The organism is Asanoa sp. NPDC049475 (assembly GCF_040676915.1).
GTDB lineage: Bacteria > Actinomycetota > Actinomycetes > Mycobacteriales > Micromonosporaceae > Asanoa.
Genome location: NZ_JBFAPY010000004.1, coordinates 685663 through 699842, shown reverse-complemented (window position 1 = coordinate 699842; position 14180 = coordinate 685663). Strand labels below are relative to the sequence as shown.

The window sequence follows — 14180 nt, the reverse complement described above, 5'->3', positions numbered from 1 at the left end:
TGGAAGACTCTGAGAGATGGACCTGCCGATCAACCCGCCGGTCGAGCCGATGCTCGCCAAGAGCGTGCCGCAGATCCCCGAGGCCGACGGCATGAGCTACGAGCCGAAATGGGACGGCTTCCGGTGCATCGTGTTCCGCGACGGCGACGAGGTCGAGCTGGCCAGCCGGGGCGGCAAGACGCTCACCCGCTACTTCCCCGAGGTGGTCGAGCAGGCCAAGGCCCAGCTCCCGCAGCGGTGCGCCGTCGACGGCGAGATCGTGGTCATCCACCGCGAGGAGGGCCAGCAGCCCAAGCTCGAGTGGGACTGGTTGACCCAGCGGATCCACCCGGCCGCGTCCCGGGTCAAGCTACTGGCCGAGAACACCCCGGCCGACTTCGTGGCCTTCGACCTGCTCGCGCTCGGTGACGAGTCGCTGGTCGACCAGCCCTACTCGACGCGGCGCGCCAAGCTGGAGAAGGCCCTGGCCAAGGTCACGTCGCCGGTGCACGTCACGCCGACGACCCAGGACATCGAGACCGCGCGGCGCTGGTTCGAGATCTTCGAGGGCGCCGGGCTCGACGGGCTGATCGCCAAACCGGCCGACATCGCGTACGAGCCCAACAAGCGCCTGATGTTCAAGATCAAGCATGCGCGTACGGCCGATGCCGTGGTCGCCGGTTTCCGCTGGCACAAGTCCGGCCCGGTGGTCGGCTCGCTGCTCCTCGGCCTCTACGACGACGAAGGGACCCTGCACCACATCGGCGTCTCGTCGTCGTTCAGCATGGCCCGCCGGGCGGAGCTGCTCGACGAGCTCGCCGACTACCGCGAGCCCGCCGAGCACCCCTGGATCGACCCCGACAGCGACGAGCAGCAGGTCGGCCCGACCTCGGCGACCGGCCAGCGCCGCCCCGGCGGGGTGAGTCGCTGGACCGGCGGCAAGAACCTCGCCTGGGAGCCGCTTCGGCCGGGCCTGGTGGTCGAGGTCGGCTACGACGCGATGGAGGGCGACCGGTTCCGGCACACGGCCCAGTTCGTCCGCTGGCGTCCGGATCGCGATCCGCGCTCCTGCGGTTACGACCAGCTGGACCGGCCGGTGCGGTTCGACGTCGACGAGGTGCTCGGCGGCGACCCGGCCGCTGGAACGGGAGTCTGAACGTGCGCTTGCGGTTCGTCCTGCTCGGCCTGCTCGCCGGCCTGCTCGTGCTGACCGGCTGCACGGTGCCGGTCGTCTCACCGAACGCGGCCGACAACAACAACGCGGCTCCCGCCCCGGCCGCGTCCGGGCAGCCCGCCTGGACCCCCTGTCCCGATGTGCCGAACCAGCTCGTCGGGCGGGGCGCCTCGGGGATGAAGTACGACTGCGCGACCATCAAGGTGCCGCAGGACTGGTCCAACGCCGGCAACGGACAGACCTTCGACGTCGCGCTGATCCGGGTACGCAACACCAAGCAGCACGACCGCATCGGCTCGCTGCTGGTCAACCCCGGTGGCCCCGGCGCCTCCGGCGTCAACCTGGCCGTCTACCTCTCGTTCGGCGCGGCCTTCCAGGGCATCCCCGACGAGGTGACCCAGCGCTTCGACATCGTCGGCTTCGACCCGCGCGGCGTCGACCGGTCCAGCCCGGTCGAGTGCATCACCGACGCCCAGCTCGACCAGAGCTTCGGCTACGTCCCCGACCCGGAGACCCAGGCCCAGTTCGACGGGCTGGTCGACCTCAACACGACCATCGGCAAGGAGTGCGACGCCAAGTACGGCGACAAGCTCAAGCTGTTCTCCACCGTGCAGACCGCCAAGGACATGGACGCGATCCGCAAGGCCGTCGGCGACGAGAAGACGACCTACCTGGGCTACTCGTACGGGACGCTGCTCGGCGCCACGTACGCCCAGCTGTTCCCGAAGAACGTGCGGGCGCTGGTGCTCGACGGCGCGGTCGACCCGCGGCAGAGTTTCGTGGCCGGCTCGGAGAGCCAGGCCAAGGGCTTCGCGCTGGCCTTCGACAACTTCGCCAAGTGGTGCGACTCGACCCCCGACCGGTGCCCGATCGCGCCCGACGCCAAGGCGGCGGTCAACGCCCAGATCGACAAGGCCGAGGTGTCGCCGGTGACCGGGGCCGGCGGGCGCAAAGCCACCTCCGGCTGGGTCTTCTACGCGGTGATCTCGTCGCTCTACACCCAGTCGGGCTGGCAGGCTCTGGGCAGCGCGATCAAGGAGCTGGAGGGCGGCAACCCGGCTCAGGTGTTCCAGCTCGCCGACGCGTACGCGGAGCGGGCGCCCGACGGCACCTACTCCAACCTGTTCGACGCGAACATCGCCGTCAACTGCGCCGACGCGAAGTCCGTGCCCGACGTGAAACAGGTCCGCACGCTGCAAGGGCAGTGGCGCTCGCAGATCCCGATGTTCGGTGCGCCGCTCGCCGTCGGCATGCTGACCTGCGGGGTCTGGCCCGGCGGGCACGACCCGTTCCCGACCGGTCCGGCCACCGGCTCCGCGCCGATCCTGGTGGTCGGCACGACCGGCGACCCGGCCACGCCGTACGCGCAGGCGCCGGCCCTGGCCAACATGCTCGGCGTCGGTCGCCTGCTGACCTGGGAGGGCGAGGGTCACACGGCCTATCCCCAGACGAGCTGCATCACCGATGCGGTCGATGCGTACCTGCTCAATCTGACCGTTCCGCCAGAGGGGAAGCGCTGCCCGGCGAAGTAATCCCCTCCCGGGCCGCCAGTTCCTCCAGCAGTCGGCGCACGACGCGCAGGTTGTTCTTGAGCTCTTCCTGCTCCTCGTGGCGGAACGCGTCGGTGTCGACGATCAGCTTGCTGGCGAAGTGCGCGGTGATCAGCGGGATCACCAGCAGGACCATCGTCGAGATCAGCACGACCGCGATGGCCCGCGCCTGCCAGGTGTCCGGCGAGATGTCGCCGTAGCCGACCGTCGACGCGGTGACCACCGCCCACCAGAGCGAGTCGCCGACGTTGACCCTCTCGAAGACGCTGTAGAGCGCCGCCGCGATCAGGATCATCAACGCGTACGACATCATCAGCGTCCGTGGCGAGTTGGCGAAGTAGACCAACCCGCGGTAGATCGCCTTGAACGGCAGCAGCAAGGCCTTCATGGCGCATCATCATGCCCCGGATGTCACCCGTCGTGCGGCACGCACGGCTGCAATTTCGATGTGCGAGGCTGCTCCGCGTGACTGATCTGATCTTCCGGTCCGCTTTGCGGTCCGATGTACCGGCGATTGTCGGCCTTCTGGCAGACGACCCGATCGGCGCCGGCCGTGAAACGGTCGCGGAGGAGGTCGACGCGGCCTATTGGCGGGCGTTCGACGCCCTCGACGGCGACCCGCGCAACACGGTCGTCGTGGCTTTGGTCGGCGACGAGGTCGTGGGCACCATGCAGCTGATCCTGATCCCGTCGCTCACCCGCCGGGGCGGGTTGCGGATGGAGATCGAGGGGGTACGCGTCGCGTCGGGTCAGCGCGGTGCCGGTCTCGGCCGTCGGATGATCGCGTGGGCCGTGGACGAGGCCCGGGCGGCCGGTTGTTCGCTGGTGCAGCTCACCACCGACAAGCGCCGGTCGGAGGCGCGCCGGTTCTACGAGTCGCTGGGCTTCTCGGCGACCCACGAAGGCATGAAGCTGGCTCTCTAGCCGTCGGTCCAGTTGGCCGGGTTCTTCTTGCTTGGCTGCACCCTAGGAGGCTCGCCGGGCATCTTGGGGTGGTCGGGCGGGTAGGGCATGTCGCCCTGTCCGTTGCGCTCGTCGGCCGCCGACCACTCCAGCAACGGCGTGATGTCGAACGGGGTGTCGTCGATACCGGCGTGCGGGTCACCGACCTTCGCGAACCGCTGCGGCAGCGTACGCAGATCGAAGTCGTTCGGCTCGACGTCGGGCAACTCGTCCCAGGTCACGGGAGTCGAGGCGGTGGCCCGTTGGTTGGCCCGCAACGAGTACGCGGCGGCGATGGTGCGGTCGCGGGCCATCTGGTTGAAGTCGACGAACACCCGCTCGCCGCGCTCCTCCTTCCACCAGCTCGTGGTGACGAGGTCGGGCCGGCGGCGCTCGAGCGCACGGGCCAGCGCGATGGTCGCGCGCCGCACCTCGACGAACGTCCAGCGGGGCTGGATCCGCAGGTAGACGTGCACACCCCGGCCACCAGACGTCTTGGGCCAGCCGATCGCGCCGAGCTCGTCGAGCACGGCCCGCAACTCACCTGCGGCCTCGGCCGCGTTGCCGAAGTCGGTGCCGGGCTGCGGGTCGAGGTCGATCCGCAGCTCGTCGGGGTGATCGGGATCCTTGGCGCGCACGGGCCAGGCATGGAAGACGACGGTGTTCATCTGCGCGGCCCAGGCGACGTGGGCGAGGTCGACCGGGCAGAGCTCGGTCGCCTTGCGCCCGCTGGGGAAGGTGATCTCCGCGCCGTTGAGCCAGTCCGGGGTGCCGCGAGCGGGCAGTCGCTTCTGGTAGAACGCCTCGCCGTCGATCCCGTCGGGAAAGCGCTGGAGGGTGGTGGGACGGTGGTCGAGCGCGCGCGCAATCCCGTCGCCGACGGCCAGGTAGTAGTCGAACACGTCCTGCTTGGTATAGCCGGCCTGGGGAAACATGACCCGGTCAGGACTGCTGAGCCGCACGGCGTGCCCAGCGACCTCGACCTCGACAGCGGCGGCCTTCTTCGACGGCATGACCACGACCCTATGCCCCTGAACCAAAGGCCGGCGTCCGCTTGTGGCGCTGGTCGGCCGATTCTAGTCTTGGGCGAAGCGTCGTCCGGGTTGCCGAGTGAGGGTCGATGGATTCGCAGCTGCCGACGTTCTGCCACATCAGCGATTTCGGTGAGTACGGCTACCGACGCCTGCACCGGATGATCGCGATCAGTTTGCCGCTCATTCTCTGGTCTCCGTCGAGCGCCATGTTGCGGTCCAGGGACTGCAGGGTGAAGCCCAAGGACTTTCTCGCGCTCGTCGAGATGGGCGCGATCCAGATCGCGGGCCGCGAGTCCTGGTTGACCGACAAGGCGTTCCGGAACAACCACTACTGGGGTGAGCCCGCCCGGTGGGACGACGAGATCGACGGTGAGATCAAGCGGATCTACGACCAGGATCGCTACGGCGGCGGTGGTGATCGGCCGCGGGTGGTGGTTGTCCCCGAGGCGCTGGGCAAGGACTGGGCGGACAACTTCCTCAGCGAGCACCCCGAGCAGCTGGACTTCTGGACCGGGGCGCTGGCCGGAGACCGGCTTGCCGAGCGGATCCCGGCGGGCACGCTGGAATCCATCGACAAGGGGCGATGGGAGCCGCGCGAGGCCGTGGCGTATCTGCTCGGTTCCGCCTACAACCACGGGCACGCGGCCGCGGCCGTCGGGGCGGAGATGGACTTCCTCCTCAAACCGGCAGACGCCGAGTTCATGCAGGTCATGTCGCAGGCGGGGATCGACGGCGCCGCCGATCGCCGTGTGCCGGGACCGCGGCCGGCCCCGACGCAAACGGCGCAGATCCTCGCCGAGCAGCTGATCCACATCCTGGGCCGGTTCGACGACGTACGCGGGCGTGGTGGACTGCTGCGGTTCGTGCGCGGCGACGGACACCGGGAGCTGGTCAGCTGGTTCAAGACCATGTCGGACCTGGTGAAGGCCACCGACCCGCAGGAGCTGGACGGCACCGTCCTGCGTCACCTCCAGGAGGAACTGCGCAAGGGGCATCACCCGGGGCTGGCGTCGGTGTTGGACAGCCCGGTCGCCGCTGCGGTCGGCACGGTCGGCGCCGCCATCGGCGGGGTCCAGGCCGTGCAGGACCCCGATCCGATGAACCTCCTCGGCGTCGCGGTCGGTGCGTTCGCGATCGGCTCCGGGCTGTGCCAACGGCTGGGCTGGGTCAGCGGGTCCTTCACCGGTGTCCAGTGGCCGTACCTGTACACCTACGGCCGGACCAGCAACAACGCGCGGCAAGGCAAGCTGCTCGACGTGCTCGCCAACATCGACTAGGGCGCGCTCACGGCGTCACGAGTGGGAAGTCGACGTCCGTGGCGTTGGTGTTGTTGAAGAAGTTGGTGAATACGCTCAGCGCCACGTTGGCGACGACCTCGGCGATCTCCTTGTCGGTGAGGCCGGCGGCACGGGCGGCCGCCACGTCGTCCTCCGCGGCCCCGCGCTTCTCGTTGACCGCCAGCGCCAGCGCGAGAACGGCTTGGGCCCTCGGATTCGCGGACGTCCCCTTGCGGGCCGCGGCGATCTCCTCAGCGCTCAGGTGCAGCGCATGCTCGGCGCCGTAGGCGTGCGCCGACAGGCAGTACTCGCAGTTGTCGGACTGCGCGACGGCGAGCGATATCAGCTCGCGGGTCTTCGCGCTCAGCGTCGAGCGCAAGGTGCGCGACAGGTCGAGGTAGGACGGCTGGGCTGTTGGCCATCGCCCTGGTCATGTTGGGCGTCCTGCCCAGCTGCTTGCGGACGTCGTCGAAGAGCTCCGGGGCGGCATCCGGATCGACAAGGGGTAGCTGGCTCATGGCGTATTCCTTCGCAGTCGGTGGAACTAGAGACTCTTCGGTGCGCGGCCAAGACGGATGGCGGCGATGAGGAAGAAGATGGCGCCGGGGATGGCGTAGCCGATCGCGCTCGTCAGCGCCGGGTCATCGGCGGAGGCGGCCGCGACGAAAGACCCGCCCGCGAGCACGGAGAGGCCGCCGCTGATGATCATTGGCCACTGACCCGGCATCCCGCGGCGGGTGACGCCCACGATCAGCTGCACGAGACCGGCCACCACCGCCCAGGCGCCCCACACGCGCAGGACCGCCGGGATGCCGGACGTGGCCGCGACCGCCAGGCCGATCGCGGCGAGCAGGCTGATCGCGATGTTGACGTACAGCAGGGTGGACCGCGACGAGCGAAGGTCGACGACCGCGGCTGCCGCGTCGACCAGCGGATAGATCACGAAGAGCGTGGCCGCGAGCGGGTTGAGGTCGTCGGCGATCGCGAACGTCACGACGGCCCAGACGATGGCGAAGGCGAAGCGGGCGAAGTAAAGCCGCCGGAGCGCGGTGGTCATGGTCAAGCCTTCCGAGGGGAAGAACGAACGTTCTGTCTCGCCCACCATGACAATCACTGGGCCACGTTGTCAAGACAGAACGTTCTATCCGGTACGCTGGACGCATGGCTCGCAGCGAACCCGGGACCCAACCGTCCGAGGCGCGACTCCGCCTGCTGACGACGGCGAGCCGGGTGTTCTACGCGGAAGGCATCCACTCGGTCGGCGTCGACCGGATCATCGCCGAGGCGCAAGTGACCAGGGCCACGTTCTATCGGCACTACCCGGGCAAGGAAGACCTGGTCCTCGCCTACCTCCGCGCCGCCGACCAGGCCATCCGCGGCCAGGTGGAAGCGGCCGTCGCCGGCGGCACGTCACCGAGTGACACCGTCCGGGCCGTCGCGGCGGCGATCGCCGAGGGCATCCAGTCACCAGGTTTTCGCGGATGCGCCTTCCTGAACGCGGTCGCCGAATATCCCGACGTCGACCATCCGGTGCACCAGGCCGTCCTGGCGCACCGGGAGTGGTTCCTCGACACGATCAACACCCTGATGGCCGGCCTGGACGAGACAGGGTCCGAGGCGGCCGCGCGGCACTTCGTCATGCTCCGCGACGGCGCCATGGCGGCCGGCTGCCTGTTCGATCCGGCCGCGATCTGCGAGACCTTCCTCCGTGGCGTCGACGGCCTCGTCGGGGCGCTGACGGTCGGCGGAGAGAAGGTCGGAGACGGCGCGTAGCTCGCCCGCTGGCAACCCGGCCGGCCGCTTCTCGCACCGGCACGGGTCGACAGGGGGCATTTGAACGTGTTCAAATGATCTCGTGATCGTGTTGCTGAACCTCGTCGACGCGCTCGCCATGCTCTTGCTCGTGCCGACGGCCCTGGGACTCGTCGGGGCACCCGACACGATCCGGCGGGTTTGGCCCTGGGTGGCGCTGCCGGCCGCGGCCGCGCTCTGGCTTCCCCGCGGAGCCACGGCCGCCCTGCTCGCCACCCCCTACCTCCTGCTGACCGCGGCGCTCGCCCTGGTCGCGGTGCGGCGGACCCGCCGGTTCGCGGCCGCCGACGTCGCCGTGGCCACCGGACTGGCGGCTCCCTTGGTCGCCGCCGCGGCGCTGGTCGCCGAGCGGGCCGGCTACCGGCTGTTCGGCTTCTCGCTGGAGACGCTGGCACTGACCGTGCCGCACCTGCACTACGCCGGGCTCGTCGCCGCGGTGGTCGCCGCGCTGGTCTGTCGGGCGACCGGGGACGGGCCGCTCGGTCGCGCCGCCGCCTGGTGCGTGCCCGCCGGCACCGGCCTCGTGCTGGTCGGCTACTTCATCGGCGACGAGATCGAGTTGGTCGGGGCCGCGGTGCTGACCGCCGGCATGTGGCTCGTCGGCGCGCTCACCGTGACCCGCATCGGGCCGCGGGCGCCGCGTTGGGTCCGCGCGCTCTTCGTCACCTCGTCCGGCATGCTGGTGGTGACCATGGTGCTCGCGCTCGACTGGGCGGCCGGGCACGTGTTTCCCGTGCCGCACCTGTCGATCTCCTGGATGGTGGCGACGCACGGGCTGCTCAACGCGGTCGGCTTCGCCCTGTGTGCACTGCTGGCCTGGCGACGGATGGAGACGACGTGAAGCCCCTGACCTACGCCGAGGTCGGCGCGACCGAGACCGGTGCGCTGCCGCCCGGCTACCGGCACCTGCGTTACCGCACGGCCATCGGACACGACGTGTTCACGGTCGCCGCGGAGGCGGTGTTGACCTGGCGGATGCACCGGGCGGCGGGCATCAAGGTCGACACCGCGGCGGAGCGGGCGGCGCCGGGCGTCGACGTGACCATGCACGTCGGCCCGCTCCCGGCGCCGTGCCGGGTGGTGTGGGCGGTGGACCAGCCGAAGAGAGCCGGCTGGGGGTACGGGACGCTGCCCGGGCATCCGGCGCGCGGCGAGGAGGCGTTCGTCGTCAGCCAGGGCGACGATGGCACCACCTGGTTCGAGGTGATCGCGTTCAGCGTGCCGGCCGGGTGGCTGATGCGGTCGGCCGGTCCGGTGGGCCGGTTGTTCCAGCGGACCTATGCGATGTGGTGTGCGCGAGCGCTCCGTCGGCTGGCGAACGCCTAGAACCGGGCGAACGAGCGGATCGGCATCCGCGGGCCGAACTTCGGCGCCATGATGCCGCTCGCCTCCAGCAGCATGCAGACCCGGCCGCGGTGGCCGCGGAAAGGCTCCAGCAGCTCCAACATCCGGGCGTCGTCTCCGCGGGCCTCGCCGGCCAGGCTCCACGCGACCGTGTTCGGGATGTGGAAGTCGCCCACGCTGACCGCGTCGGCGTCTCCGTACGCGATCCGGACCACCTCGGCGGCCGTCCAGACACCGATGCCGCGGATCGCGCGCATGCGGGTGGTCGCCTCGGCCGCCGTCTCGCAGCGCTCGATCCGGTCGGCCTCGGCCGCGGCCCGGCGCAGCGTGTCGGCCCGCTTCTGCTCGACGCCGAACGGGTGGAACACCCAGTAGGGCTGGGCGGCGATCACCTCGGGCAGCGGCGGCAGGGTCAGCCCTTCGAGCGGGCCGGGTGCCGGGGTCCCGAAAGCGCGTACCGTGCCGGCATAGCCCTTGTAGGCCTCCTTGCCGGTCACCTTCTGCTCGAAGATGGCCCGCATCAGCCGGGGGAAGACGACCCCGGTGGCGGGGATGCGGCGGCCCCGGTGCACCCGGGCGAGCTCGCGGACCACCGGATGGGCCGCCGCGAGCTCGGCGAACCCGGTCAGGTCGTCGCGCAGCCCCGCGACCGCGTCCGCGTGCGAGACCACCCAGTCCTGGCCCGGCCCGTACCCGATGGCGGTCAGCTCCTGGCCCTGACGGCTCAGGGCCAGCGTCGCCGGACCGTCCGGGGTGTGCGTCGCCCACCAGAAGGTGTCGCCGGCGAACCGGGCACACGGGTCCCAGCGGCTCATCGGGATCGGACCCACCGAGCCACCGAGGTGGTAGCCCTCCGGAACCCGCATCACCCGCCGCACGCCGTCCATCATTCCTCGACCTCCGCGCGAGGTCCGAACATCCCGACCGGGGGCGGGGCGGACGGGGTGGCGGCGGCGTCCGTGACCACCGTCTCACCGCTGGCGAAACGGGTCAGGTCGTCGCCCGTCAGCAGGCGGCCCGGGAACCAGTCGCCGGCCACCCGGCGGGCGAGGGCGGCGGTCGGCAGCGGGGTGTTGGCCGCGGTCAGCACCAGGTTGCCGAACCGCCGGCCGCGCAGCACCGACGAGTCGGCCACGAGGGCGACCTGCGGGAAGACGGCCGAGACCGTGGCCACCTGGGCGCGGGCCAGGCCGAGCGGCGGTCCGTCGGTCATGTTGACCAGGTAGCGCCCGTCCGGGTGCAGCACCCGGGCCGCCTCGTGCACGAACTCGACCGAGCGGACGCTGGCCGGCGTGCGGGCACCGGCGAACACGTCGACGATCACCACGTCGAACTCGTCGTCGCGGGCCTTCTTCAGCTCCGTGCGGGCGTCGCCGATGCGCAGCTTGAGCTTCGGGTCGCTCGGCCACGGCAGGTGCTCGCGGACGAAGTCGACCAGCTTGGCGTCGGCCTCGACCACCCGCTGCCGGCTGCCCGGGCGGCTGGCGGCCACGTAGCGGGCCAGGGTCAGCCCGCCGCCGCCGAGGTGCAGCACCCGCAGCGGCATCGACGGCGGCGCGGTCAGGTCGAGCGAGGCGGCGATCCGGCGCACGTACTCGAACTCGAGGTAGGTGGGGTCGTCCAGGTCGACGTGCGACTGCGGTGCGCCGTCGACCAGCAACGTGTACGCGTGGGGCCGGTCATGGTCGGGCAACAGCTCGGCGACTCCCGACCCGATCTGGGCGACCACTCGCCGCCCCTGCCCCCGCTGCCGCCCCACACCCGCAAACTTAGCCTCCCGACCACCCCTCCGAACGAGCCCCGGGAAGCGTGTAAGCAGATATGGCGGCTGAGGACTCGTTCCGCGACTACGTCGCGGCGCGGCTGGTGGGTCTGTCCCGCGCCGCCTACCTGCTGACGGGGGACCGGCATCTCGCGGAAGATCTGGTGCAGCAGGCGCTCGTCCAGGTCGCCAGCCGGTGGGAGAAGATCTCCGCCGGCGGCGACCCGGACCCGTACGTCCGCCGGGTCCTCTATCACCAGCACGTCTCCTGGTGGCGCCGGCGCCGGCTGGTGGACCGGCCGCACGCCGAGCCGCCCGAGATGCCCGTCCCGGACCAGGCCGCCGACATCGACGTCGAGATCACCGTGCGCCAAGCGCTCCGCAGGCTGACTCCCAAGCAGCGCGCGGTGCTGGTGCTGCGCTATTTCGAAGACCTCACCGAGGCGCAGACGGCCGAGGTGTTGGGCTGCTCGGTCGGCACCGTGAAGAGCAACACCCGGGACGCGCTGGCCCGGTTGCGATCCACCGCCCCGGAGCTCGCCGACCTGCGGGAGGCGCGATGAGAGAGCTCAAGGAGCTTGCCGACGAGATGACGGCCGCTCGGCTGCCGGACGACCTCTGGAGCGTGGGACGCAAGCTACGCCGGCGGCGCCGGGTCGGGTACGCCTTGGCCGCGGTGCTCGTGCTCGTCCTCGCGGTGACGCTGCCGGAGTGGGCCGCGCATCGCCGGGCCGCCATCGTGCCCGCGGACCGGCCCGGTGCGGTGCCGTCCCGGGTCGAGATCCCGCACCTCTGGCAGGCGGCGGTCGGCCAGTTCCCGGCGGGGGCGGGTGGGCCGGCGGCGCTGGTGTTCTTCACCGGGAAGACCCGTTACCTCGAGGGCACCGGGGTCGCAGTCGGCGTGAACGGCAGCTACCGGCTGATCTACCAGGACATCGGCGAAGGGGACGGCGTGCTCGCGCCCGACGGGCGTTCCTACGTCAGGCCCGGGATGCGGATGCTCGACCTGACCACGGGCGACGAGCGGCAGCTTTCCGGTGCGCCCACCCGGGGCTACCCCTTGGCCTGGTCGCCGGACGGTGCCGAACTGCTGATCGGCGTCAGCAACGACTCGGAAGGGGTCCTGTACGGCGACGACGCGATTCCCGACGAGGACCCGGAGAAGCCCGACGACCTGGTGGCGATCGACGTCCGCACCGGTGAACGGCGGTTCGTGGCGGTCGGCCGGCTGAACAGCTACACGACGGCGGCCTGGTCGCCGGACGGCACCCAGATCGCGGTCGACGGACCGACGGGCCGCGGCGACGTCGGGCGCCGGCTGTCGGTCATGGACGCCCGCACCGGCGCGCCGCTCTGGACCGTCGACAACTTCGCGCCGGACCGCAAGCTGGCCGGCCGGGCCGCCTGGACCCCCGACGGAGGCCTGCTGGCGATTCTCGGTTTCGAAGGCTGTGCGAACGCCTGTGACCAGGCGGCGGAGGACGCCCGGCGGTGGCGGCTGGACCTGGTCGACGCCGGCACCGGCGACATCGTCGCGCAGCCGGTGCCGATCGACGGTGTGCCGGACGAGGTCGTCGGCTGGCGCGGCGGTCGTGACGCGGTGCTCACCTACACCCCGAACCGGGCCGAGCGGGACCGCCGGACGATCGTGGCGCTCGGCCCGAGCGGGGTGGTCGACACGCTCGTGGACACCCCGCCCGGCGTCTACAACCTGGAGGTCGCGGAAAGCCTACTCCGCTCCGGCTCCTTCGGAGGCGCACCGGCGACGCCGTCGATCTGGGCCGCGCCGGCCTGGGCGTATGTGATCGCCGCGGCGCCGTTCCTGCTGTTGCTCTGGGTCTTCAGGCGACGGCGCCGCCGTCATCGCCGGGTGTAGCGGAGCAGCAGCAGGTCGTCGGCGAGCAGCGAATGGTGCAGCCGCAGCTCCAGCGGCCCGCCCTCGCGGTGCGGGCCGGCGGTGATCCGGCCCGCCTTGGGGCCGGCCAGCAGCGGCGAGACGGTCAGGCACAGCTCGTCGACCAGGTCGGCGGCGGTCAGCGTGCCGAGCAGGTGAGGGCCGCCCTCGCAGAGGATCTGGTCCAGCCCGCGCTCGCGCAGCACGGCCAGTCCGGCGGTGATGTCGATCTCGCGCTCGCCGACGCGTACCACGTCTGCGACCTGGTCCAGACCTTCCGGCGCGGCGGCGACCTCGGTGGTCAGCACGATCGGCCGGGCCGGCGCCTCGGTGAACACCGGGGCCGTCGGGTCCACGGCCAGGCTCCCCGAGACCACCACCAGCGTCGGCACTTCGGGCAGGCCCTGGGCCGACCGCCAGGCGCGCCGCGGCTCGTCGAGCTTGATCGCGCGGTAGCCCTCGTGGCGCATGGTGCCGGCGCCGACCAGCAGGCCGTCGCAGACCTTGCGGAGGATGCCGAACACCCGCTTGTCGGCCGGCCCGGACAGGCCCGCCGAGTAGCCGTCGACCTCGACCGCGCCATCGACGCTGGTCACGAAATTGACACGAACGGTCGGCGCCGCGCCGCGGGCATAACACCACGTCAGTGCCTCGTCGTCGAGCTCGGCACCTGGGGCCTGAGCTGCGTCGACGCTCCACAACGCCCGGATCGGCGGCGTGCTCATCCGGCCACCGCGGCCCGGGTTGCGGGGTCGTTCGCGGGGGTACGGTGCTGACAGTCCCAGCTCATCCGGCCACCCTATGCGAGGGACCACGCATGACCCGGCAGATCTTCCAGCTCAAGGTGACGCTGGCCGACGTGCTGCCCGAGGTGTGGCGTCGGGTCGAGCTGCCGGGCGCGTACACGCTCGACCGGGTGCACCGGGTGGTCCAGCACGCGATGGGTTGGCAGGACTACCACCTGCACTCGTTCGAGGTCGACGGCGTGCAGTACGGCGATCCCGACCCCGACGGCGAGCTCGCGGTGCGTGACGAGATCGACGTGCGGCTCGACGCCGTGGCGCACAAGGGCACCCGGTTGCTCTACACCTACGACTTCGGCGACTGGTGGGAGCACGACCTGCTGGTGGAGGACGTCTTCGCCGCCGAGCCGGACGAGCGCTACCCGCGCTGTGTCGCGGGAGAGCGGGCCTGCCCGCCGGAAGACGTCGGCGGCGCGTTCGGCTACGCCGAGCTGTTGGTGGCCCTGCACGAGGTCGACCATCCGCAGCACGACGAGCTGCGGAGCTGGGTCGGGCCGGGGTTCGCGCCCGACGCGTTCGACCCGGCGCGCGCGACCACACTGTTGCGCCGCCTTACATAAGCGTCCTAAAAGGGTGAAACAGTCTTTCATCCCATCTGGCACCGCCCCG

General features: G+C 71.1%; 17 protein-coding genes. 10 read left to right on the top strand and 7 right to left on the bottom strand.

Annotated elements, in window-relative coordinates; translation table 11 throughout:
* Positions 1 to 16 precede the first annotated feature (16 nt).
* Together AB0J88_RS18845 and AB0J88_RS18840 are read left to right on the top strand one after the other, a co-directional pair.
* Positions 17 to 1135, top strand: a complete 1119-nt coding sequence (locus AB0J88_RS18845; protein ID WP_364342680.1) for an ATP-dependent DNA ligase — start codon at positions 17 to 19, stop codon at positions 1133 to 1135.
* Positions 1132 to 2685 carry an alpha/beta hydrolase gene (locus AB0J88_RS18840; protein WP_364344528.1) on the top strand — a complete coding sequence of 518 codons (1554 nt, stop codon included), beginning with the start codon at positions 1132 to 1134 and terminating at the stop codon, positions 2683 to 2685. The genes AB0J88_RS18845 and AB0J88_RS18840 overlap by 4 nt, the downstream gene beginning before the upstream one ends.
* On the opposite strand, the gene AB0J88_RS18835 is transcribed toward AB0J88_RS18840, so the two are convergent.
* The gene (locus AB0J88_RS18835) at positions 2639 to 3091 is read right to left on the bottom strand and encodes a potassium channel family protein (RefSeq protein WP_364342683.1); all 453 of its coding nucleotides are present in this window, start codon (positions 3089 to 3091) and stop codon (positions 2639 to 2641) included. The genes AB0J88_RS18840 and AB0J88_RS18835 overlap by 47 nt on opposite strands.
* A 77-nt stretch (positions 3092 to 3168) precedes the next feature.
* On the opposite strand from AB0J88_RS18835, the gene AB0J88_RS18830 reads away from it, so the two are divergent.
* On the top strand, positions 3169 to 3627 hold the full coding sequence (locus AB0J88_RS18830) for a GNAT family N-acetyltransferase (RefSeq protein WP_364342686.1): 459 nt from the start codon (positions 3169 to 3171) through the stop codon (positions 3625 to 3627).
* On the opposite strand, the gene ligD is transcribed toward AB0J88_RS18830, so the two are convergent.
* Complete coding sequence (gene ligD / locus AB0J88_RS18825; protein WP_364342689.1) at positions 3624 to 4658, bottom strand: non-homologous end-joining DNA ligase; 1035 nt, start codon at positions 4656 to 4658, stop codon at positions 3624 to 3626. The genes AB0J88_RS18830 and ligD overlap by 4 nt on opposite strands.
* 107 nt (positions 4659 to 4765) lie before the next feature.
* Here ligD and AB0J88_RS18820 point away from each other — a divergent pair, with 107 nt between their 5' ends.
* The gene (locus AB0J88_RS18820) at positions 4766 to 5956 is read left to right on the top strand and encodes a hypothetical protein (protein ID WP_364342691.1); all 1191 of its coding nucleotides are present in this window, start codon (positions 4766 to 4768) and stop codon (positions 5954 to 5956) included.
* Between the two features lie 7 nt (positions 5957 to 5963).
* Here the strand turns inward: AB0J88_RS18820 and AB0J88_RS18815 are convergent, their stop codons facing one another.
* Together AB0J88_RS18815 and AB0J88_RS18810 are read right to left on the bottom strand one after the other, a co-directional pair.
* The gene (locus AB0J88_RS18815; protein ID WP_364342694.1) at positions 5964 to 6335 is read right to left on the bottom strand and encodes a carboxymuconolactone decarboxylase family protein; all 372 of its coding nucleotides are present in this window, start codon (positions 6333 to 6335) and stop codon (positions 5964 to 5966) included.
* Between the two features lie 165 nt (positions 6336 to 6500).
* On the bottom strand, positions 6501 to 7013 hold the full coding sequence (locus tag AB0J88_RS18810) for a hypothetical protein (RefSeq protein WP_364342697.1): 513 nt from the start codon (positions 7011 to 7013) through the stop codon (positions 6501 to 6503).
* Positions 7014 to 7117: 104 nt separating this feature from the next.
* On the opposite strand from AB0J88_RS18810, the gene AB0J88_RS18805 reads away from it, so the two are divergent.
* From AB0J88_RS18805 to AB0J88_RS18795, 3 genes are all read left to right on the top strand, one after another.
* A complete protein-coding gene (locus AB0J88_RS18805) occupies positions 7118 to 7729 on the top strand; it encodes a TetR/AcrR family transcriptional regulator (protein WP_364342700.1) in 612 nt (203 codons plus the stop codon).
* Positions 7730 to 7811: 82 nt separating this feature from the next.
* Positions 7812 to 8609: a YndJ family transporter gene (locus AB0J88_RS18800; RefSeq protein ID WP_364342703.1), complete on the top strand. Its 798-nt coding sequence runs from the start codon at positions 7812 to 7814 to the stop codon at positions 8607 to 8609.
* The gene (locus AB0J88_RS18795) at positions 8606 to 9094 is read left to right on the top strand and encodes a DUF1990 domain-containing protein (protein WP_364342706.1); all 489 of its coding nucleotides are present in this window, start codon (positions 8606 to 8608) and stop codon (positions 9092 to 9094) included. The genes AB0J88_RS18800 and AB0J88_RS18795 overlap by 4 nt, the downstream gene beginning before the upstream one ends.
* On the opposite strand, the gene AB0J88_RS18790 is transcribed toward AB0J88_RS18795, so the two are convergent.
* Both AB0J88_RS18790 and AB0J88_RS18785 read right to left on the bottom strand, forming a co-directional pair.
* Positions 9091 to 10002, bottom strand: a complete 912-nt coding sequence (locus AB0J88_RS18790; RefSeq protein WP_364342709.1) for a DNA-3-methyladenine glycosylase 2 family protein — start codon at positions 10000 to 10002, stop codon at positions 9091 to 9093. The genes AB0J88_RS18795 and AB0J88_RS18790 overlap by 4 nt on opposite strands.
* A complete protein-coding gene (locus AB0J88_RS18785; RefSeq protein WP_364342712.1) occupies positions 9999 to 10871 on the bottom strand; it encodes a fused MFS/spermidine synthase in 873 nt (290 codons plus the stop codon). The genes AB0J88_RS18790 and AB0J88_RS18785 overlap by 4 nt, the downstream gene beginning before the upstream one ends.
* A 62-nt stretch (positions 10872 to 10933) precedes the next feature.
* Between AB0J88_RS18785 and AB0J88_RS18780 the strand changes: the two genes are divergently transcribed.
* Both AB0J88_RS18780 and AB0J88_RS18775 read left to right on the top strand, forming a co-directional pair.
* A complete protein-coding gene (locus AB0J88_RS18780; protein ID WP_364342715.1) occupies positions 10934 to 11437 on the top strand; it encodes a SigE family RNA polymerase sigma factor in 504 nt (167 codons plus the stop codon).
* Positions 11434 to 12750 (top strand): hypothetical protein, encoded by a 1317-nt coding sequence (locus AB0J88_RS18775; RefSeq protein WP_364342718.1) that lies wholly within the window; start codon positions 11434 to 11436, stop codon positions 12748 to 12750. The genes AB0J88_RS18780 and AB0J88_RS18775 overlap by 4 nt, the downstream gene beginning before the upstream one ends.
* On the opposite strand, the gene AB0J88_RS18770 is transcribed toward AB0J88_RS18775, so the two are convergent.
* Positions 12735 to 13493 (bottom strand): pyrimidine reductase family protein, encoded by a 759-nt coding sequence (locus AB0J88_RS18770; RefSeq protein ID WP_364342721.1) that lies wholly within the window; start codon positions 13491 to 13493, stop codon positions 12735 to 12737. The two genes, AB0J88_RS18775 and AB0J88_RS18770, sit on opposite strands and share 16 nt — an antisense overlap.
* A gap of 92 nt (positions 13494 to 13585) precedes the next feature.
* Between AB0J88_RS18770 and AB0J88_RS18765 the strand changes: the two genes are divergently transcribed.
* The gene (locus tag AB0J88_RS18765; protein WP_364342724.1) at positions 13586 to 14131 is read left to right on the top strand and encodes a plasmid pRiA4b ORF-3 family protein; all 546 of its coding nucleotides are present in this window, start codon (positions 13586 to 13588) and stop codon (positions 14129 to 14131) included.
* The last annotated feature ends 49 nt before the right edge of the window (positions 14132 to 14180 follow it).

Excerpts from the sequence above, each read along its gene's own strand:
- AB0J88_RS18845 (WP_364342680.1), top strand. The coding sequence starts at position 17 with ATGGACCTGCCGATCAACCCGCCGGTCGAGCCGATGCTCGCCAAGAGC.
- AB0J88_RS18835 (WP_364342683.1), bottom strand. The coding sequence starts at position 3,091 with ATGAAGGCCTTGCTGCTGCCGTTCAAGGCGATCTACCGCGGGTTGGTC.
- ligD (WP_364342689.1), bottom strand. The coding sequence starts at position 4,658 with ATGCCGTCGAAGAAGGCCGCCGCTGTCGAGGTCGAGGTCGCTGGGCAC.
- AB0J88_RS18820 (WP_364342691.1), top strand. The coding sequence starts at position 4,766 with ATGGATTCGCAGCTGCCGACGTTCTGCCACATCAGCGATTTCGGTGAG.
- AB0J88_RS18810 (WP_364342697.1), bottom strand. The coding sequence starts at position 7,013 with ATGACCACCGCGCTCCGGCGGCTTTACTTCGCCCGCTTCGCCTTCGCC.
- AB0J88_RS18805 (WP_364342700.1), top strand. The coding sequence starts at position 7,118 with ATGGCTCGCAGCGAACCCGGGACCCAACCGTCCGAGGCGCGACTCCGC.
- AB0J88_RS18790 (WP_364342709.1), bottom strand. The coding sequence starts at position 10,002 with ATGATGGACGGCGTGCGGCGGGTGATGCGGGTTCCGGAGGGCTACCAC.
- AB0J88_RS18780 (WP_364342715.1), top strand. The coding sequence starts at position 10,934 with ATGGCGGCTGAGGACTCGTTCCGCGACTACGTCGCGGCGCGGCTGGTG.
- AB0J88_RS18775 (WP_364342718.1), top strand. The coding sequence starts at position 11,434 with ATGAGAGAGCTCAAGGAGCTTGCCGACGAGATGACGGCCGCTCGGCTG.
- AB0J88_RS18770 (WP_364342721.1), bottom strand. The coding sequence starts at position 13,493 with ATGAGCACGCCGCCGATCCGGGCGTTGTGGAGCGTCGACGCAGCTCAG.
- AB0J88_RS18765 (WP_364342724.1), top strand. The coding sequence starts at position 13,586 with ATGACCCGGCAGATCTTCCAGCTCAAGGTGACGCTGGCCGACGTGCTG.